At 63.2% G+C, this 20,087-nt stretch carries 17 protein-coding genes; 7 read left to right on the top strand and 10 right to left on the bottom strand.

Annotation, left to right across the window (positions count from 1 at the left end; all coding sequences use genetic code 11):
- Positions 1-49 precede the first annotated feature (49 nt).
- Complete coding sequence (gcl, locus tag ASD63_RS30235; RefSeq protein ID WP_034799378.1) at positions 50-1,834, bottom strand: glyoxylate carboligase; 1,785 nt, start codon at positions 1,832-1,834, stop codon at positions 50-52.
- Between the two features lie 171 nt (positions 1,835-2,005).
- On the opposite strand from gcl, the gene ASD63_RS30230 reads away from it, so the two are divergent.
- Positions 2,006-2,827, top strand: coding sequence for an IclR family transcriptional regulator (locus ASD63_RS30230; RefSeq protein WP_060521692.1), 822 nt, complete (start codon positions 2,006-2,008; stop codon positions 2,825-2,827).
- 89 nt (positions 2,828-2,916) lie between these two features.
- Here the strand turns inward: ASD63_RS30230 and guaD are convergent, their stop codons facing one another.
- A complete protein-coding gene (gene guaD / locus ASD63_RS30225) occupies positions 2,917-4,269 on the bottom strand; it encodes a guanine deaminase (RefSeq protein WP_060530280.1) in 1,353 nt (450 codons plus the stop codon).
- Positions 4,266-5,504 (bottom strand): urate hydroxylase PuuD, encoded by a 1,239-nt coding sequence (locus ASD63_RS30220; RefSeq protein WP_060530279.1) that lies wholly within the window; start codon positions 5,502-5,504, stop codon positions 4,266-4,268. The genes guaD and ASD63_RS30220 overlap by 4 nt, the downstream gene beginning before the upstream one ends.
- 147 nt (positions 5,505-5,651) lie before the next feature.
- Here ASD63_RS30220 and ASD63_RS30215 point away from each other — a divergent pair, with 147 nt between their 5' ends.
- A complete protein-coding gene (locus ASD63_RS30215) occupies positions 5,652-6,566 on the top strand; it encodes a LysR family transcriptional regulator (RefSeq protein WP_034799367.1) in 915 nt (304 codons plus the stop codon).
- 181 nt (positions 6,567-6,747) lie between these two features.
- Here ASD63_RS30215 and ASD63_RS30210 read toward each other — a convergent pair whose 3' ends face one another.
- Complete coding sequence (locus ASD63_RS30210; RefSeq protein WP_192441171.1) at positions 6,748-7,395, bottom strand: hypothetical protein; 648 nt, start codon at positions 7,393-7,395, stop codon at positions 6,748-6,750.
- A 269-nt stretch (positions 7,396-7,664) separates the two neighbouring features.
- Entirely contained in the window at positions 7,665-8,591 is a 927-nt protein-coding gene (locus ASD63_RS30205) for a LysR family transcriptional regulator (protein WP_060530278.1), read from the bottom strand.
- A 94-nt stretch (positions 8,592-8,685) separates the two neighbouring features.
- On the opposite strand from ASD63_RS30205, the gene ASD63_RS30200 reads away from it, so the two are divergent.
- Positions 8,686-9,495 carry an NAD(P)H-dependent oxidoreductase gene (locus ASD63_RS30200; protein ID WP_060530277.1) on the top strand — a complete coding sequence of 270 codons (810 nt, stop codon included), beginning with the start codon at positions 8,686-8,688 and terminating at the stop codon, positions 9,493-9,495.
- A 12-nt stretch (positions 9,496-9,507) separates the two neighbouring features.
- On the opposite strand, the gene xdhC is transcribed toward ASD63_RS30200, so the two are convergent.
- Genes xdhC through uraH form a run of 4 tightly spaced genes read right to left on the bottom strand, consistent with a single transcriptional unit; the run spans position 9,508 to position 14,600 of the window.
- Positions 9,508-10,374 (bottom strand): xanthine dehydrogenase accessory protein XdhC, encoded by an 867-nt coding sequence (xdhC, locus tag ASD63_RS30195; RefSeq protein ID WP_082573035.1) that lies wholly within the window; start codon positions 10,372-10,374, stop codon positions 9,508-9,510.
- A gap of 18 nt (positions 10,375-10,392) precedes the next feature.
- Positions 10,393-12,732 (bottom strand): xanthine dehydrogenase molybdopterin binding subunit, encoded by a 2,340-nt coding sequence (gene xdhB, locus ASD63_RS30190; RefSeq protein WP_034799363.1) that lies wholly within the window; start codon positions 12,730-12,732, stop codon positions 10,393-10,395.
- 11 nt (positions 12,733-12,743) lie between these two features.
- Complete coding sequence (gene xdhA / locus ASD63_RS30185) at positions 12,744-14,225, bottom strand: xanthine dehydrogenase small subunit (RefSeq protein ID WP_060530276.1); 1,482 nt, start codon at positions 14,223-14,225, stop codon at positions 12,744-12,746.
- Between the two features lie 3 nt (positions 14,226-14,228).
- Entirely contained in the window at positions 14,229-14,600 is a 372-nt protein-coding gene (gene uraH, locus ASD63_RS30180) for a hydroxyisourate hydrolase (protein ID WP_034799357.1), read from the bottom strand.
- A gap of 172 nt (positions 14,601-14,772) precedes the next feature.
- Here uraH and puuE point away from each other — a divergent pair, with 172 nt between their 5' ends.
- The 3 genes from puuE to ASD63_RS30165 all read left to right on the top strand — a co-directional run bounded on the left by puuE (position 14,773) and on the right by ASD63_RS30165 (position 17,775).
- Positions 14,773-16,188 carry an allantoinase PuuE gene (puuE, locus tag ASD63_RS30175; RefSeq protein ID WP_060530275.1) on the top strand — a complete coding sequence of 472 codons (1,416 nt, stop codon included), beginning with the start codon at positions 14,773-14,775 and terminating at the stop codon, positions 16,186-16,188.
- A 10-nt stretch (positions 16,189-16,198) separates the two neighbouring features.
- The gene (gene alc / locus ASD63_RS30170; RefSeq protein ID WP_034799351.1) at positions 16,199-17,218 is read left to right on the top strand and encodes an allantoicase; all 1,020 of its coding nucleotides are present in this window, start codon (positions 16,199-16,201) and stop codon (positions 17,216-17,218) included.
- A 71-nt stretch (positions 17,219-17,289) separates the two neighbouring features.
- Positions 17,290-17,775 (top strand): ureidoglycolate lyase, encoded by a 486-nt coding sequence (locus ASD63_RS30165; protein WP_034799348.1) that lies wholly within the window; start codon positions 17,290-17,292, stop codon positions 17,773-17,775.
- An 84-nt stretch (positions 17,776-17,859) separates the two neighbouring features.
- Here the strand turns inward: ASD63_RS30165 and ASD63_RS30160 are convergent, their stop codons facing one another.
- The gene (locus ASD63_RS30160) at positions 17,860-18,708 is read right to left on the bottom strand and encodes an AraC family transcriptional regulator (RefSeq protein WP_162253367.1); all 849 of its coding nucleotides are present in this window, start codon (positions 18,706-18,708) and stop codon (positions 17,860-17,862) included.
- 111 nt (positions 18,709-18,819) lie between these two features.
- Between ASD63_RS30160 and ASD63_RS30155 the strand changes: the two genes are divergently transcribed.
- Positions 18,820-20,073 carry a cytochrome P450 gene (locus ASD63_RS30155; protein WP_034799345.1) on the top strand — a complete coding sequence of 418 codons (1,254 nt, stop codon included), beginning with the start codon at positions 18,820-18,822 and terminating at the stop codon, positions 20,071-20,073.
- Positions 20,074-20,087 lie beyond the last annotated feature (14 nt).

The following is a 20,087-nucleotide window of genomic DNA, read 5'->3' as shown; positions in this document are numbered from 1 at the left end:
TGAGCGATGCGGGCGGCGGAGCGCCCGCATCTCCTCAGTCATTCAAGGCTCAGTCGAGCAGGGCCGTGATCGCGGTCGGCACGTCCTCGCCGCGCAGCGCCAGTTCCTCGAACTCGACGACCGCATTGATGTCGGCGCCCATGGAGATGTTGGTGACGCGCTCGAGGATGAACTCGATGACGACGGGAACCTGGTGCTCGTCCATCAGCGCGCGCGCCCGGTCGAAGGCTTCCTGGAACTCGTTCGGGCTGCGCACACGGATCGCCTTGCAGCCGAGACCTTCGGCAACCGCGACGTGGTCGACGCCGTAACCCTTCTCCGCATCGCCCGACGCGTTGATGTTGTCGAAGGCGAGGCTGACCTCGAAGTCCATGTTGAGACCGCGCTGCGCCTGGCGGATGAGGCCGAGATAGGAATTGTTCACGACCACATGCAGGTAAGGCAGCTTGTGCTGGGCGCCGACAGCCAGTTCCTCGATCAGGAATTGGAAGTCGTAGTCGCCTGAGAGTGCCACGATCGTCCGGTCCGGATCGGCAGCGCGAACACCGAGTGCCGCAGGCAAGGTCCAGCCGAGCGGTCCGGCCTGGCCGCAATTGATCCAGTTGCGCGGCTTGTAGACGTGCAGGAACTGGGCGCCGGCGATCTGGCTGAGGCCGATGGTCGAAACGTAGCAGGTGTCGCGGCCGAAGGCCTTGTTCATCTCTTCATAGACGCGCTGCGGTTTCAGCGGTGTCTGGTCGAAGTGGGTCTTGCGCAGCATGGTGCGCTTGCGCTCGCGGCACTCTTCCGCCCAGGCGGACCAGTCACGCAGCTTGCCCGCCGTCTTCCACTCGGTCGCAACGTCAAGGAACAGCTTCAGCGCAGCGCCGGCATCCGAGACGATACCGAAATCGGGCGCGAAGACGCGGCCGATCTGCGTCGGCTCAATGTCGACGTGAACGAACTTGCGGCCTTCCGTGTAGGTCGGAACGTTGCCGGTGTGGCGGTTTGCCCAGCGGTTGCCGACGCCGAGCACGAAGTCGGAGGCGAGCATGTTGGCATTGCCGTAGCGATGCGAGGTCTGCAGGCCGCACATGCCGGCCATCAGCGGATGGTCATCCGGGATCGTGCCCCAGCCCATCAGCGTCGGAATAACCGGAATTCCGGTGATTTCGGCAAATTCTGTCAGAAGGTCCGATGCATCGGCGTTGATGATGCCGCCACCGGCAACGATCAGCGGGCGTTCCGCTTCGTTCAGCATCGCGATCGCCTTCTCGGCCTGGGCCCGCGTCGCCTTCGGCTTGTAGGCTTCAAGCGGCTGGTAGGTGTCCGGATCGAATTCGATCTCGGCAAGCTGGACGTCGACCGGCAGGTCGATCAGCACCGGGCCGGGACGGCCGGAGCGCATGATGTGAAACGCCTTCTGGAAGACGAAGGGAACGAGCGCCGGCTCCATGACGGTAACCGCCCACTTGGTGACCGGGGCTGCGATCTTGGCGATATCGACAGCCTGGAAATCTTCCTTGTCGAGACGGGCGCGCGGCGCCTGGCCGGTGATGCAGAGGATCGGGATCGAATCCGCCGAGGCCGAATAGAGGCCGGTGATCATGTCGGTGCCGGCCGGGCCCGACGTGCCGATGCAGACTCCGATATTGCCGTGCTTGGCGCGCGTATAGCCTTCGGCCATGTGGGAAGCGCCTTCGACGTGGCGCGCCAGGATATGACGAACCGAGCCGCGCGCCTTCAGCGCCGAGTAGAACGGATTAATGGCGGCACCCGGTACGCCGAAGGCACAGTCGATGCCTTCCTTTTCCAGAACAATAACAGCCGCGTCAACGGCACGCATCTTAGCCATGGGAACTCCTCCAATTTTCTGAAACAATAATCCATTATCGTCGATACGCAACAAACAAATGGAATTCATTTCCATCATGTGGAAATAAAGATTTTCAATAATTCGGAGAAAATCGCGGCATGGCCTGATAGAGGATGATGGGCGAGACACGTGATTTGCAGAGAGGCTTTTATGGACGGCAACGGCAGGGGAAAACGCGGACGCAAGGCGGGCGAGAACGCCGCCCCTTCATCCGTCCAGGTGCTTGATCGCAGTCTCGCCCTTTTGACGGTCGTGGCCGAAGGCGACGGCTCAACCCTCACCCAGCTCGCCGACGAGACCGGCATGGCGCCGTCGACCGTGCACCGGCTGCTGGCAACGCTTGCCGGCCACGGCATGGTGATGAACGACCCGGACACGGGCGCCTGGACAGTCGGCTTGAAGGCGTTCGAGATCGGCAACGCCTATCTGCGCTTCCGCAAGCTCGGCACCATCAGTCGGCCGTTTCTAAAAGGACTGATGGAGGAAAGCGGCGAGACGGCGAATATCGGCATCGAAGAAGGCGGCGACGTCGTCTTCATTTCGCAGGTCGAAAGCCACGCGCCGATGCGCGCTTTCTTCCGTCCCGGCCGCCGCGGTCCGGTTCATGCCTCCGGCATCGGCAAGGCCATCCTGTCCACCTGGTCCGACAAGGAGATCGCCCAACTGCTCCACGGTCGCGAACTCGCGCATTTCACCGACAAGACGCGCGATACGCTGCCGGCGCTGTTGAAGGATATCCAGGAGATCCGCCACCGCGGCTGGTCGGTCGACGACGAGGAGCACACGCTCGGCATGCGCTGCGTCGCCGCTCCGATCTTCAACGAATATGGCGAAACGATCGCCGGCATATCCATCTCAGGCCCGTCGGTCCGCGTCAGCGATCAGAAGCTCTCGACCTTCGGCCCCATCGTGCGCGAACGCGCGGATGCGCTGACCAAGGCGATGGGCGGCAAGCGACCGGAAGAGCTTTAAACCCCGACCAACAGAAACGCCGCGCGTCCGATCCGGACACGCGGCGTAATAATAAGCAATGCTGGCGAGCCAGCAGGGGCGGACGCGCCTTAGGCCGTTTCGAGGCTCTTTACTGCCGAGGTGACTGCATCCTTCGCAGCGCGTGCAGCTCCCTTCATCGGCTTGCCGGCGACATAGGTCTCGGCCACGCATCGGTCGTCACCCATCGTCTGCAGGATGAAGAGTTCCTCGACAAGCGAACCGGCAACCCGCATGCGCAAGTCCATCGACGGCTTGGCGCGGCTATCAAGCACCACGATATCGGCATCCGCGCCGACATGCAGCGAGCCGATACGGTCGTCGAGATCGAGCGCCCGGGCGTTGCCGAGTGTCATGCGGTAGAAGGAGTTGAATGGCGTCAGCCGCTGGCCCTGCAGGTGCAGAACCTTGTAGGCCTCGTCCATCGTCTCCAGCATCGAGAAGCTGGTGCCGGCGCCGACATCGGTCGCGACCGACCAGCGGGCGCCGAGCTTGTCGAAGCGATCGCGATCGAAGAGACCCGAGCCGAGGAACAGGTTCGAGGTCGGGCAGAAATTGCCGACGGCACCGGTTTCGGCGAGTACCGAAATCTCGCGGTCGCTCAGATAGATGCAGTGGCCGAGCAAGGTCTTGCGCGTCAGCAGATCGTAGCGCGCGTAAATGTCGGTATAGTCCTTCGCTTCCGGATAGAGCGACGTGGCGAAGGCGATTTCGTCTCTATTTTCAGAGAGATGCGTCTGGACGTAGCACTCCGGATGCTCGGCGACGAGCGTGCGGCTCGCCTCCATCTGCTCCGGCGTCGAGGTGATGGCAAAGCGCGGACTGATGGCGTAGTGCGCGCGGCCACGGCCGTGCCACTTGGCAATCAGCGCCTTCGTCTCGTCATAGCCCTGCTGCGCCGTGTCGCGCAGCGCATCGGGCGCATTGCGGTCCATCATCACCTTGCCGCCAATCATCAGCATGCCGCGCGCTTCGGCGGCCCCGAAATAGGCGTCGACGCTCTCCGGATGCACCGAGCAATAGGCGGCCGCCGTCGTCGTGCCGTTCGCCAGCAGTTCGTCCAGGAAGCGGCCGGCGATGAAGTCGGCGTGCTCCGGTTTGCGGAACTTCTGCTCCTCGACGAAAATGTAGGTGTTCAGCCATTCGAGAAGCTGGGCGCCGTAGGAGGCGATCGCCTGCGTCTGCGGGAAATGCAGATGCGTATCGATCAGGCCTGGCAACACCAGATGAGGGCGATGGTCGGCGACATTGACGCCGGCACCGGCACGACGGGCGACATCGGCGTGATCACCGATATCGGCGACCTTGCCGCCGCGCACGAGCACGGCGCCGTCTTCGAAGTAGCGATAGGAGGTGGTGTCGTCGATGCCCTTCGGTTCCTCGACGAAGGTCAGCACACGGCCGCGGATCAGCAGATCGGTCATTGGGTCTTTCCTCCATTCACGACGGATTCGTACCAGGCGACGAGCAGCTGCCGCTCCTCGTCCGATACGCCGGTGACATTGGCGGGCGGCATCGCGTGGCTGCGGCCGGCCTGCAGGTAGATTTCACGCGCGTGATTGGCGATCTCAGTGTCGGTCTCGAGCATCACGCCCTTCGGCGGGACGACGATGCCCTCCCAGCCCGGCTCCTTGGCATGGCACATGGAACAGCGGCCAAGCACCGTGTCGCGAACCTTCGCAAAGGCTTCCGCGGTGACGAACGGCTGTTGCGCGGCGGAAATCTTCGCCTCCTCGCCGCCGGCAAGAATCTTCGGCACGGTCGACAGCCACATGATGACGACGAAGAGCAGCGCAGTGACCAGCCAGGTCCAGGTCGGGTTGCCCTTGTTCGCGTGACGGGTGTTGAAATAGTGGCGGATGGTCACGCCCATCAGGAAGACCAGCGAGGCGATGATCCAGTTGTACTGGGTACCGAACGCCAGCGGATAGTGGTTCGACAGCATCAGGAAGAGGACCGGCAGCGTCAGGTAGTTGTTGTGGGTCGAGCGCTGCTTGGCGATCACGCCGTATTTGGCGTCGGGCGTGCGGCCAGCGATCAGGTCGCCGACGACCACCTTCTGGTTCGGAATGATGATGAAGAAGACGTTGGCCGACATGATCGTTGCGGTAAACGCACCGAGATGCAGGAAGGCTGCGCGGCCGGTGAAGAGCTGCGTGTAGCCCCAGGCCATGCCGACCAGAATGAAGTAGAGCAGCACCATCAGTCGGGTGTTGTCGCGACCGAAGGGCGACTTGCAGATCGTATCATAGGCGAGCCAGCCGAAGGCAATCGAGCCGAGCGAGATGGCGATCGCCACCGGCTTCGAGACGTCGAGCACGTTCGGGTCGATCAGGTAGAGGTCGGCGCCGGCGTAGTAGACCAGGCAGAGCATGCCGAAGCCGGAGAGCCAGGTGACGTAGGACTCCCATTTGAACCAGATCAGGTGCTCCGGCATGTTGGCCGGCGCAACCAGGTATTTCTGGATGTGGTAGAAGCCACCACCGTGCACCTGCCATTCTTCGCCATAGGCGCCGACCGGCAGGCCGGGATGTTTCTTCAGACCGAGGTCGAGGGCGACGAAGTAAAAGGACGAACCGATCCATGCAATGGCGGTGATGACGTGCAGCCATCTCACGGCAAAGGTCAGCCAATCCCAGGCGATGGCATAGTCGTACATGAAATTCTCCCATTTCTCCTCGGACCATTATGTGTCATTGCTGGAGGTCGCGGGAACGTCGCTGCTTCACCAACACTTTCAAAAAAATCTATAAAATAGCGACGGAATGGATAGGCTAGAGAGAGCCTGAAGGAGTGGGACGGAGGCATGTCTTATCTGGACAATGTGCGCGTCTTCGTACGCGTCGTAGAGCTTGGAACCCTGTCGGCAGCGGGTCGCGACCAGCGCGTGACGCCGGCGGTTGCAAGCAATAGAATCAAAGAGTTGGAACGCCATATGGGCGTTCGCCTGTTCAATCGGACGACGCGCAAGCTGACCCCGACGGAGCACGGTCGCGTCTTTTACGACGGCGCGGTGAAGATCCTCGAGGCTGTCAACGAAGCAGAAAATGCGATCGCCGATCTCTCGCGCAATCCGAAGGGCGCGCTGAAGATTACCGCTCCTTTGGGGATAGGTCGGCGGCTGATTGCATCGGGCATTCCGGAGTTTCACGACAAGTATCCCGACATCGAAGTGCGGCTTCGCCTGTCGGACCACAATGTCGATATCCTGTCGGAAGGCGTCGACGTCGCCTTCAAGCTCGGCATCCTCGAAGATTCGAACCTGCGCATGCGCGGCATCATGAATTGCGAGCGCGTTGTCTGCGGTGCGCCTGCCTATTTCGAGAAGCGGGGCATCCCTCAGACGCCCGACGCACTCATCGCCGACAAGCACGACTGTCTGCTGCTCAGGTATCCCGGTTCGAAAGAGTATTTCTGGACGCTCCAGACCATGGAAGGCGTGCGCAAGCTCGAAGTCACCGGACCCTATGATTCCGACGACGGCGACGTTCTGACGCAGTGGGCGCTCGACGGCCGCGGCATTATCAACAAGCCGCTGTTCGAGGTGAAGGCGCACATCAATTCCGGCGCACTCGTGCCGATCCTCGTCGACACACCGCCGCTCAGCGTGCAGCTTGCGGCGATCTATCCGCACAAGCGCTTCCAGGACCCGAAGGTGCGACTGATGATCGATTACATGGCCGAGCGCTGTCAGCGCCTGATCAACGGAATGCTGGCCTGACCATTCGTCTTCCGGCCGCTTCGGCCTGGGCCAAGGAGCAAGACTGCACACCCTAGGCATCCTGCCGGCGGCTCCTATCGACGGAGAGCTGATTCTTTCGCCCGGCACCGGGCGATCTCAACGTGGTTTGCAAAAGAAAGAGGGCGCGCCGATGCGGCGCGCCCTCAATATTTTTCAGAGATCAGCGTTTCACGTCGCTGTGCTTCGACTTGCCGGGAACGCCGTCACCGCCGCCGTTGCCGAAGCCGTTGTTGGCGTGCTTGGGCTTGCCGCCACCGCCACCGCCGCCGTCACCGCCGGTGCCGCCGCCATCGCCACCGGTGCCGCCGCCATCGCCACCGGTGCCGCCACCGTCACCACCCGTGCCGCCGCCATCGCCGCCGGTACCACCACCGTCACCACCCGTGCCGCCGCCATCGCCGCCGGTACCGCCGCCATCACCACCCGTGCCGCCGCCATCACCGCCCGTGCCACCACCGTCACCGCCCGTGCCACCACCGTCACCACCGGTGCCACCGCCATCGCCGCCGGTGCCACCACCATCGCCGCCCGTGCCGCCATCACCACCGGTGCCGCCCGTGCCGCCATCGCCCCCCGTTCCACCGTCACCGCCGGTACCACCCGTACCGCCATCACCGCCCGTACCACCATCACCACCGGTTCCTCCGGTGCCGCCAGTCCCGCCGTCGCCACCGGTGCCGCCCGTGCTGCCTTCACCACTGGTAGTACCCCCATCGGCGTGGGCAACGCCGATCATGGACGGCGCGCTATAGTGCGTCAGCACCGCGAATGCCGTGGACAAGAGCAGAGCACGCGTCAGTTTCTTCATAGTCGTCTCCCGATCTGATGCGTCCCCGTCTCTGTGCAATTGCGTAAAACGCGATTTGTCTGAAAAGCACTAAAGAAAATCCTGGACGCGTTACTTCCGCTAAGGTCGACCTCAGCGTCAACCTTATTTTAGAAACTACTGATGATAGGCAGATCCGGAAGCAAAGGGTAAGCGACACATTTGTGGTATGGCTTACGGCGCACGGGTCATGCGACCGATCCATTCGGGTTAGGGATCACGCTGTCGCAGCTGGCGGACGGCCGAGGCCGCTAGGCTCTGGACCTCTCGATCCCCGGAAGGTTGCCGATCGCCTCGACCAGGAAATCAACCAACAGACGAACACGGGCGATGCCAGAGCGTTCCGGCACGATCAGCAGGCTGAGCGGCACCGCAGGCAATGAATAGTCCGGAAGCAGCGGTACCAACACGCCGGCCTCAATCAGATCGTCGACGAGCCATCGGTGGGCAGGCGCGATGCCCCGGCCGGCGACGAGGGCCTCACGTGCAGCAAGCCCATGATCGATGCGAAGGCGTCCACCGAAGGGCACGGACAGATGCCGCCCGTCTGTGGCTTCGAAGTTGAGCCTGTCACTGCCGGCAATGTTCGACATGCGGATCCCCTCATGCGCCGAGAGGTCGCTTGGGGCGCGCGGAAATCCGCGCGCGGCCAGGTAGGCCGGAGCAGCCACCAGAAGACGCCGGCTCTGCCCAAGCGGCCTAAGCTTCATGGAGCTGTCGCTAAGCGGCCCGAGCCGCAACGCGACGTCGATGCCTTCCCGCACGAGGTCGATGCGCTCGTCGGTCAGGCTCAGATCGACGCCGATGTCGGGATGCCTGTCCTGGAAAGCAAAGATCAGCCGGGCAACGTGCAGCACTCCGAATGCGGACGTGCAGGACACACGAATGGTACCGGCAGCAGCCCCACGCGCACCGCGCGCTTCGTCGCCGGCCTGTTCTACCAGTCGCAGGATCTGGACGCTATCGGCGTAGTAACGACCGCCTTCGTCGGTCACCGTGACGCGACGGGTGGTGCGGCTAAGCAGCGGCACGCCGATCGCTTCCTCGAGCTCTCGCAGCTGCCGCGTCACTGTCGACTGGCCGATGCCGAGCTCACGTGCAACAGCCGAAAGACTGCCCCGCTCGGCGACGCGCACGAAGGTGCGCATGCGTTCAAGCGTAACATCAGACTTATCCATTTTTCGGCATTATCCTATGCATTGCTGATATCTACCGCATAGGGCTGCGGCGGTCTACCTAGAGTCTCAGTTGATGGCACCGAGGATATCGACCATGAAAGTTCTGCTTGTTTATGCCCACCCCGAACCGCGTTCACTGAACGGCGCGCTGCGCGATATCGCCGTCAAGACGCTCGAAGCCGAAGGCCACGAGGTTCGTGTCACCGATCTCTATGCCGAGGGATGGAAGTCCGAGATCGGTCGCGCCGATTTTCCGGCCCTTGCCCCCGATGCCCGGTTCAAGCCGAGCCGCGCGTCGAAGGAGGCCTTTGCCACCGATACGCTGACCGCCGACGTCAAGACCGAGCAGGAAAAGCTGCTCTGGGCCGACGCGCTGATTCTGCAGTTTCCGCTGTGGTGGTATTCAATGCCGGCGATCCTGAAAGGCTGGGTCGATCGCGTCTATGCCTACGGCTTTGCCTATGGCGTCGGCGAGCACAGCGACAAATATTGGGGCAGGCGCTTCGGCGAGGGAACGCTGGCCGGCAAACGCGCCATGCTTGTCGTGACGACGGGCGGCTGGGAGGAGCACTATTCGCCGCGGGGCGTGAACGGGCCGATCGACGACCTGCTCTTCCCGATCAACCACGGGATCCTCTTCTATCCCGGTTACGACGTGCTCCCGCCGTTCGTCGCCTACCGCGTCGACAGCCTTGACGACGCTGGTTTTCAAGCCACAGCGGAACAACTGAAAGAAAGAATGCACACGCTCGCGACAACTGCGCCCATTCCCTATCGCCGGCAGAACGGCGGGGACTATGCGATCCCGACGCTTGAACTCCGACCGGAGGTCGGCGACCCGCGCATCAACGGCTTTGCGCTCCACCTCAGCGGTGCGCACCGGGGCGAAACGGCGCTCCGCTGACGGGCGGATTTGCTAACGAGCAAGCTTGGCGGCAGCCGGCCGACGCGAGATGTCCGCTTGTACCGGCTGGCGAAAATTGAGCGCAGCCGCCATGACTTCGGCGGCGGCAAGCGCAGCGATCACCGCTGGCCGCTTGTCCTTCACCGTCGTGCCGCCGATCGGGCAGACCAGCCGGTCGAAGAGGTCCGGTCGACCGATCTCGCGCGACAGCCAGTTCTTGAAAGTGGAGCGCTTCGTCTTCGACCCGATCATACCGACATAGGAGGCATCGTCGCGGCGAAGCGCTTCTGCCGCGATCAGGAAGTCGAGCGCGTGGTCGTGGGTGAGGATGACGAAGGCGCTGCCGGGAGGCGCGTCGCGCACCACTGCCTCCGGCATCGCCGTCAGGCAGGTCTCGATGCCGGGAATGTCGGCAACGGCCGAAAGCTCGTTCTCGCGGGTATCGACGAGAACGGTGCGCACCGGCACCAGGGAGAGCGCCATCACCAGTGCATCGCCGACATGGCCCGCGCCGAAGACATAGACATGCGGCCGGCTGGCGATTTCCAGGTCGCTGCATTCAATCAGCATGGCGGCTTTCTCCCGATCGATTCGTGTGAAGGCAAGCGCCACGCGCCCGCCGCAACACTGGCCGATCTCCGGTCCGAGCGGGATCGTCATCGCCTCCGGCGCGTCGCCGCGCTTCAGCGCCCGCCGGCCATGGTCGATCGCCATGTATTCGAGTTGCCCGCCGCCGATCGTGCCGAACAGGCTATCGGCGGCGACGAGCATCCAGGCGTCGGTATCGCGTGGCGTCGAACCGGCGGCACCGGTCACCTCCACAAGCACGCAGTCGCGCTCGCGTCGGAGAAAGTCCCTGATATCCTCGCGGCTCGCCACCATGACAATCAGCCCCTGTTACCCTTTCTGCCGTGCGGCCGCCCGCAGCCGCTCGATCGCCATCAACACCCGTTCCGGCGTTGCCGGCGCATCAAGGCGCGGTGCTATACGATACTCCGCAACGCTCGCGGCCGCCATCGACAAGGCTTCCAGCACGGAGATGCCGAGCATGAAAGGCGGTTCGCCGACAGCCTTCGAGCGGCGAATCGTTTCTTCGCGGTTGACCGACCACTCGGCAAGCCGGGTGTTGAAGACGCGCGGGCGATCGGATGCCAGCGGGATCTTGTAGGTCGAGGGCGCGTGCGTGCGCAGCCGGCCCTTGGCATCCCACCAGAGCTCTTCCGTCGTCAGCCAGCCCATGCCCTGAACGAAGGCGCCTTCGACCTGACCAAGATCGAGCGCCGGGTTCAGCGAGCGGCCGACATCGTGCAGGATGTCGGTGCGGTCGACCTGATATTCACCGGTCAGCGTATCGACGCTGACCTCGGAGCACGAGGCGCCATAGGCGTAGTAGAAGAACGGCCGGCCCCGGCCTTCGGCGCGGTTCCAGTGGATCTTCGGCGTCTTGTAGAAACCGGCGGCCGAAAGCTGGATGCGGGCGCCATAGGCGATCTTGATGAACTCGTTGAAGCTCAAGCGTTCCGCTCCGATCCGCACCACGTTCGGTTCGAAGGCGACATCGGCCTCGGCGACGTTCCAGCGCTCGGCAGCAAACTTGACCAGCCGTTCCTTGATCTGTTGGGCGGCATTGGCAGCGGCCATGCCGTTGAGATCGGAGCCGGAGGACGCCGCGGTTGCAGACGTGTTCGGCACCTTGCCGGTCGTCGTCGCCGTCACCTTGATCCGGTCGAGATCGACCTGGAACTCGTCGGCCACCACTTGGGCGACCTTGGTATAGAGCCCCTGCCCCATCTCGGTGCCGCCATGGTTCAGATGGATCGAACCATCCGTATAGACATGCACAAGCGCGCCGGCCTGGTTGTACTCGGTCTTGGTGAAGGAGATGCCGAACTTTACCGGCGTCAGCGCGATGCCGCGCTTAACCACATTGCTCTCGCGGTTAAACGCGATCACCGCTTCGCGACGCTTGGCATAATCCGCCGAGGTTTCCAGTTCCTCGATAATGCGGCCGATGATGTTGTCTTCCACGGTCTGGTGATAGGGCGTGAGGTTTCGGCCCTCGCCGCCATAGAAGTTCAGCTTGCGGATTTCCAGCGGGTCCTTGCCGATGGCATAGGCGATGTCCTCGATCATTCGTTCGCCACCGACCATCCCTTGAGGGCCGCCAAAACCGCGGAACGCGGTGTTGGAAACGGTGTTGGTCTTCAGCGGACGCGAGCGCAGGCGCACGTTCGGATAGAAATAGCAGTTGTCGGCATGGAAGAGCGCACGGTCGGTGACCGGACCCGAGAGATCAGCCGAGTAACCGCAGCGTGCCGAAAAGACAGCGTCCACCGCCTCGATGTGGCCCTCGTCGTCGAAGCCGAGCTTGTAGTCTACGTGGAAGTCGTGACGCTTGCCGGTGGCGCTCATGTCGTCGTCGCGGTCCGGCCGAACCTTGACCGGGCAGCGGTATTTCTTGGCAGCGACGGCCGCAACGGCGGCGAAAATGTTGGCCTGGGTTTCCTTGCCGCCGAAACCGCCGCCCATGCGGCGCACATTCACGGTGACCGCGTTCGACGGCACGCCAAGCACGGTCGCGACCATGTGCTGCGTCTCGGCCGGGTGCTGGGTCGAGGAATAGACGAGCACCTCGTCGTCCTCACCGGGAATGGCAAACGAGATCTGGCCTTCCAGATAGAAGTGGTCCTGGCCGCCGATGCGCATCTCGCCTTCGAGAATGTTCTTCGCCTTGGCAAAGCCGGCGTCGATGTCGCCACGCTCGAGCTTCAAGGGGTCGATGACCAGCGGATAGTTGGCGGCAGCCGCTTCGAGCACGTCGGTCACATGCGGCAGATCGCGATATTCGATCTTGACCTTGGCGGCCGCGCGCCGCGCCGCTTCGCGCGACGTGGCGACAACCGCGAAGATCGGCTGGCCGTGGAACTCCACCTTGTCGGTGACGAAGATCGGTTCGTCGTGCTTGTGCGCCGGGCTGATGTCGTTTTCACCGGGAATGTCGGCGGCCGTCAGAACGCCGATCACGCCTTCGCTGGCGTTCACGGCCTCAAAGTCAATCGACAGGATGTCGGCGTGCGCCCGCTGCGAGAGGCCGAGATAGCCGTGCAGGGTGCCCTGGGGCTCAGGAATATCGTCGATATATTCGGCCGTTCCGGACACATGCTTGTGGCCGGACTCGTGCCGTTCGTTTTCGTGTACGCCGCCGCGGATGCGGTCGATGGGCTGCATCACGTTCATGGCTTCCTCCCTTAAACCGCGACGGCAATGGTGCGATCGAGACGGAGCTGGCCGCCACTCGACTGCGTTTCGAGATAGAAGCGGCGAAGCAGGTTCTTCGCCACCAGTTGGCGGTACTCCGCCGAGGCGCGCCAGTCGGTGAGCGGCGTGAAGTCCTGATCGAAGGCAGCGACAGCGCGCTCGATCGTCTCCTCGTTCCACTCGGCGCCTTTTAGCACCGCCTCCACATGAGCGGCTCGCTTCGGCGTAGCGGCCATGCCGCCGAAGGCGATGATGGCGTCGCTGACCCGACCTGCCTCGAAGGCGATGTTGAAGCCGCCGCAGACGGCGGTAATGTCCTCATCCAGACGCTTCGTCACCTTGTAGACGGCCACGCGCGCCTTATCCGAAACGAAAGGAATGCGCACGCTTTCCACGAACTCGCCCGGCTCGCGGTCCTGCTTGCCGTAGGCGATGAAGAAGTCCTCGAGGACGACCGTGCGGCGGCGATCGCCCTTGCGCAGCGTGATCGCGGCGCCAAGCGCAATCAGCGCCGGCGGGGTGTCGCCGATCGGCGAGCCGTTGGCAATGTTGCCGCCCACGGTGCCCATGTTGCGGACCTGCTGGCCGCCGATGCGATCCCAAAGCTCGGTCAGTTCAGGGAAGTGCGCGACGATAACGGGGTAGGCTTCGGCGTAGCTGACGCCGGCGCCGAGCGTCACGCCGTCGGCATCGACCGTGATGCGGCGCAGTTCTTCAAGATGGGTCAGGTGAATGACCGGTGAGATGTCGCGCATGAATTTGGTGACCCAGAGGCCGACATCGGTCGAACCGGCAACGATCGTCGCCTTCGGGTTGGCTTCGAGCACGGCGGCGAAATCATCGACCGAGCCCGGCAGGATGAAGCGCTCGGTCTCGGAGCCGATTTCCACGCGACGGCCGTCCTGAAGTGCTGCCAGTTCGCCTGCGATCCGGTCGCGTTCGGCCACCAGCGGATCCTTGCCGATATCGCCGATCGTCGAGATCGCCTCGGCGGCGCGAATGATCGCGGCATAGCCGGTGCAGCGACAAAGATTGCCCTGCAGCGCCTTTTCGATTTCGGCGATCGACGGCTTCGAGTTCTCCATCCAGAGGCCATAGAGCGACATCACGAAGCCCGGCGTGCAGAAACCGCACTGCGAGGCATGCGTGTCGACCATTGCCTGCTGCACCGGATGCAACGGGCCAGCCGGCTGCGCCAAACTATCCACCGTCACGATATGACAGCCGTCGAGCGAGCCGACGAAACGGATGCAGGCATTGACGGATTCATACTTGAGCTTGCCGTCGAGCAGGCGGCCGACAAGCACGGTGCAGGCACCGCAGTCGCCCTCGGCGCAGCCTTCTTTCGTGCCCTTCAGATTGCGGTCGATGCGCAGAAAATCGAGCAGAGTCTGAACCGGCGAAACATCGGCAAGTTCGACGAGGCGGTGGTTCAGGATGAAGCGGATGGTGTTGCGGATCTGGATCGTCATTGCTCAGCTCCCGCGATAGGTGGAGTAGCCATAGGGCGAAAGCAGCAGCGGCACGTGATAGTGCGCGCCCTGGTTATCGATGCCGAAGCGGATTGGGATCACGTCGAGGAACGGGTTGTCACCGCGCTTGGCTGCGCCGCCGAGATAATCGCCCGCATGGAACTGCAGCTCGTAGGTGCCGGTCTGCATGCGCTCGCCGCTCAAAAGCGGCTCGTCACAGCGGCCGTCGTCATTGGTCTTGACGGACTTGATATGCGTCTGGCGATCGCCATCGACCCGGTAGAGCTCGATGCGCAGCCCTTCGGCCGGTTTGCCGCTGGCCGTATCCAGCACGTGCGTCGTCAAACGGCCGGCGTTTCCACCCTGAGATTGCATAGTTTTCGCTCCTCCCGAAGTCAGCTTTCCACCTCGCAGTATTCCGGCATTCCCACCCGCTTGGTAGCGACCGGATCATTCGAGACTTTCAAATTTTTTGGGGGGAATGGCTCGAAACAAATGCCGCTAGAAATTGGATGCAGAGACGAAAATGTCTGGAGGAGCTGCTTAGATGAGATACCCCCGCGATCTTCACGGCCACGGCCCGAACTTCAAGATCACATGGCCCGACGGCGCGCGGATCGCCGTGCAATTCGTCATCAATTACGAGGAAGGTGGCGAGAACTGCGTGCTGCACGGCGACGCAGCCTCCGAAGCATTCCTGTCGGAAATCGTCGGTGCGCAGGCCTGGCAGGGCCAGCGCCACTGGAACATGGAATCGATCTACGAATATGGCGCACGCGCCGGCTTCTGGCGGCTGCATCGCATGTTCACCGAGCGCGGCGTGCCGGCCACCGTCTATGGCGTCGCTACCGCGCTGAAGCGCTCGCCGGAACAGGTCGCCGCCATGCAGGACGCCGGCTGGGAAATCGCCTCGCACGGCCTGAAATGGATCGAACACAAGGACTTTTCGCCGGAGCGCGAGCGCCAGGAGATCGCCGAAGCGGTCCGGCTGCACACCATCGTCACCGGAGAGCGCCCGCGCGGCTGGTACACGGGGCGCTGTTCCGCCAACACGCTCGATCTCGTGACGGAAGCCGGCGGCTTCGACTACGTATCGGACGCCTATGCCGACGACCTGCCCTATTGGCATGAGCATGCGGGGCGCCATCAGCTGGTCATCCCCTACACGCTCGACAGCAACGACATGCGTTTTGCCACGCCGCAGGGTTTCAACAGCGGCGACCAGTTCTTCAGCTACCTCAAGGACAGCTTCGACGTGCTCTACGCCGAAGGTGCGGCCGGTGCGCCGAAGATGCTGAGCATCGGGCTGCACTGCCGCCTCGTCGGCCGGCCCGGCCGCGCCGCGGCACTCGCCCGCTTCCTCGATTATGTGCAGGGCCACGAGAAGGTGTGGCTCGCAAAACGCGTCGATATCGCCCGCCATTGGGCCGAAAACTACCCGTACAAGGCCTGGGACGATCGTCCGTCGCGGCTTGGCGAAGAGGCGTTCGTCGCCAGGTTCGGCGGCGTCTTCGAACATTCGAAGTGGATCGCGAAGCGCGCCTTCCAGGGCGAACTTTCGCCGGCCAACGACACCGCGATCGGCCTTGCCGCCGCCCTTTCCGCAGTCTTCCGCGAAGCTTCGGCCGAGGAGCGGCTTGCCGTGCTGATCGCCCACCCCGATCTCGCCGGCAAGCTGGCACAGGCCAAGCGCCTGACCGAAAGCTCGACCAACGAGCAGGCCGGTGCCGGCCTCGATGCGCTGACCGATGCCGAGCGTGAACGCTTCACCACGCTCAACGCCGCCTATGTCGAGAAGTTCAAGTTCCCGTTCATCATGGCGGTCAAGGGGCGCAGCAAGGACGAGATCCTCGCCGCCTTCGAAAGCCGGATCGGCAACGATCGCGATACGGAGTTCGAGACCGCGTGCCGGCAGGTGGAGCGGATCGCCTATCTGCGCCTCAAGGACATGCTGCCGAGCTGAGGGTCTCGCGATGACGATCGACGGCGTGAACCCGCCCGAATTCGCGCTGAACGCGATCAACCTTGCCTCCGCCGGTCTCGGCGCGCGGCCGGTCTTTGCAACCGACGAGTTCTTCGCGCCGCTCGAACGCATGCTGCAGGACGCGCCGCCGGTCTATCATCCCGGTGTCTATGACGAGAACGGCAAGTGGATGGACGGCTGGGAGACGCGGCGACGCCGCGGCCCCGGCAACGACCACGCCATCGTGGCACTCGCGACGAACGGCCTCATCCGGGGCTTCGAGGTTGATACCGCTCATTTCACCGGCAACTACCCGAGCGCTTGCGCCATCGACGCCTGCCTGGCACCGGATGGCCCCGACGATCGGACGGTCTGGACGGAGCTGGTCTGCCCTCGGCCGCTTGGCCCGAGCGCGCTGCATCACTTCGAAGCGCGGTCGGATTCTGTCTGGAGCCATGTGCGCTTGCGCATCTATCCCGACGGCGGCGTCGCCCGCCTTCGGGTTTACGGCGCGCCTGCGCTAGACCGGGCAGCGATCGGCGACGCGGTGGTCGATCTGGCCTCATCATTGCTCGGCGGGCGCATCATCGCCTATTCCAACGGACACTACGGCCACCAGCGGCTGCTTGCGCCCGGACGCGGCATCAACATGGGCGACGGTTGGGAGACCCGCCGGCGGCGCGAGCCCGGCAACGACTGGATCGTGGTGAAACTCGCCGCGCGCGGCGAGATCGACCGGATCGTGGTCGATACCGCCCACTTCAAGGGCAACTACCCGGACGCCTGTTCGCTGCAGGCGGCAGACCTTGGAGCGAACGCTTGCGAAGTGGCCGCATCCGTTACGGCATCGTCGATGTTCTGGCGCGAGGTCCTGCCGCCGCAGAAACTCGCCGCCGACAGCATCCACACCTATGAAGCAAGCGCACTCGCGATCGCGGGTCCGGTAACCCACGTGCGCTTCAACATCTTCCCCGACGGCGGCGTCAGCCGGCTGCGTGTCTTCGGGCGTATTGCGAAAGCCGGCATCTAGATCGTTTCGCCGAGGAGGCGAAGCGATCAAACTTCCAGGCAACCCATCAACATTGGACGGAGGAGCGTCACATGAAGGAGATCGTCATACAGCCGTTGACCCGGGAGGCCTTTGCGCCTTTCGGCGACGTGATCGAAACGGAGAATGCCAACAACTTCCCCATCAACGGGGGCAATGCAACCCGCTACCACGACCTCGCCAAGATCGATACAACAGGCGAAAAGGCCCGGCCCATGATCAGCCTGGTGCGCGGCGTACCCTATCCGCTGCCGCTGAAACTCACCATGGTCGAGCGCCATCCGCTCGGCAGCCAGGCCTTCATCCCCTTGAGCGACAACCCGTTTCTGATCGTCGTCTCCCGGGAAACCGACGAAGGCCCGAGTGAACCGATCGCCTTCAAGACCACCCCGGGCCAGGGCGTCAACATCGCCCGCAATGTCTGGCACGGCATCCTGACGCCGCTCGATGACGTCTCGGATTTCGCGGTGGTCGATCGCGGCGGCGAAGGCGTCAATCTCGAGGAACATTTCTTCAAGGAGCCGTTCCTGATCGTGTGAATCAATGCATGACCCGGTCGTCCGGTCGGGTTATCGGTGCGCCAGGGCCTCGCTGGCCGCCGAAATCGGACGAAGACTGCGACCTCAATAGCCGCCATCCCGCCGGAATTTTGTCGGCGTGTATCCGGTCACGCGGCGGAAATCGCGCGAGAAATGATAGGGATCCGGATAGCCGCAGACGGCGGCCACCGCCGAGACCTTGGCATCGGGTCCAACCAGCAGGCGTTTCGCCTGGTTGATCCGCTCGTGGCGCAGCCAGTCCATCGGCGTCGTTCCCACCATATCGCGAAAGCGACGAAAGAGTTGCGACGGGCTCAGCCGCGCAAGCGCCGCAAGATCGTCGATCGTCCAGGGCCTGGCGAGATCGCCGCGCATCACCGACAGCACCTGAATCAAACGGTCTTCACCGGACCTGTCCTCGGCCGGTTCGGCTCCGATCAGCCGTGGCGCGATCATGTCCGCCATCAGCCCCGCGATCGCGGCGCTCGACAGGGCGTCCGTCGCCGGCGAGCGTTCGGCAAGAAATCCGCTCACACTTTCGAACGCCGCCTGTGCCCTCCGCGGGTCTCTCGGCACGAACAATGGCGACTGCTGCACGCCGAGAAACTGGTAGAGCGCATCAAGCCCGTGTCCCTCGATCCCCATCCAGAGATAACGCCAGCTTTCGCTGTCGGCAGCGCAGCTATGCGCATAGGCCTGAGAGGTATCGAGCCAGGCAACACTGCCGGTTTCGGTCGGGAAACGTTGACCGTGCACCTCGATCAACCCGCGTCCGCCTGTTGTGTAGACGAAGACGTGCTGGTGGAACCGTTTGCGGATCGGCGCCTCGTCAGGGCGCGCCGTCCGGCTTCCGGCCACCAGCGCCAGATAGGGAAACGCACCTGCGAATTTTGCCGGGGTGTGGAAATGGATCTCTTCGCTTTCGGTCAGCATGCCATTTTCTGGCATCCGACGCGAGTTTTGTCCATCATCTTGCGACAGGGCGCCATTCACAGAGCTACGGCAGTGACGTTATCATGCAGCTTTATGCACGGAGAATTGCCCATGACCGAAGCCGCGCCGAATGGCGATGCCGCGAATTTCACCTTCGCGCCGCTGTCCCCGGATTTTGCTCGCGATCCCTATCCGACCTATCGCGCGCTGCGCGAAAAAGAGGGGCTGCACTACTTTGCGGATTTCGACATCTGGCTTGCCTCGCGCTTCGAGGACGTCTCGGCGATCGTCATGGACAAGCGCATGGTGCGCTCGCTCGAAGACCTCGCGACCAAGGAAGAGCTCTCAAAACTGCAGCGCGCCGCCAATTGGCACGACATGCCACACCACGAGCGTTTCGTGCAGTTCAGCCTGCTCGACAGCGATGGTGCCGTGCATGACCGCTTGCGCAAGCAGGTTTTCAAACTATTCACACCGGCTATGATTGCGAAGCTCCGCGACCAGATCCAGGCCTATGTCGACCGGCTGATCGATAGCCTCGCCGATCGCGGCGAGATCGACTTTGTCGATGATCTGGCCGCCCATGTTCCCGGCCATATCATCGGCCGCCTGCTCGGCGTGCCGGACGAGGACTGTCCGCAGCTGCGGATCTGGTCGGAAAACATCGTGCAGTTCTTCGACGTCGACCGATCCGACGGGCGCAAGGAGCTCGCCGAGCGCAATACGACCGAGTTCTACGAATACCTGACAGCGTTGAAGGCCGAACGTGAGCGGGCGCCGAAGGATGACCTCATCTCGGTGCTGATCGAGGCGGAGCGCTCCGGCGCCATGAACTTCGACGAATTCATCTCCACCTGCATGCTGATCCTGATGGCCGGCCACGGTTCCACGATCGATGTGCTTGGCAGCGGCATGCACGCACTCTTGCGGTTCCCCGAGCAGATGGCGCGGCTGCGGAGCGAACCCGGCCTGATCCAGACCGGCGTGCAGGAGATGTTCCGCTACGAGTCGCCGCTTCCGTTCTTCCACCGCCATTGCGTCGAGGACATCGAGATCTTCGGCCGTCGCTTCGAGCGCGGCACCAAGTTCGGCCTGCTCTATGGCGCCGCCAACCGCGACCCCAAGCAGTTCGAGAATGCCGACACGTTCGACATCGGCCGGACGCCCAACCGTCATCTCGCCTTTGGCGGCGGCGTGCATTTCTGTCTCGGCAACCACCTCGCGCGCCTCGACATGGATATCATCTTCAGCACCCTGCTTCGCCGTTTCCCAACCATCGAACCCGTCGACCGGGAGCCGGAATACAAGCGCGGTCTTTCTGTCCGTGGACCCAAGCGGCTGAAGATCGCCATCCGGCCGGCCTGATCCCATATCCTCGA

The sequence above is a fragment of the Ensifer sp. Root558 genome, from assembly GCF_001427045.1.
Lineage (GTDB): Bacteria > Pseudomonadota > Alphaproteobacteria > Rhizobiales > Rhizobiaceae > Ensifer > Ensifer adhaerens.
Note: the sequence above shows the minus strand (reverse complement) of the source record. Positions and strands in the feature narration are given on the sequence as shown.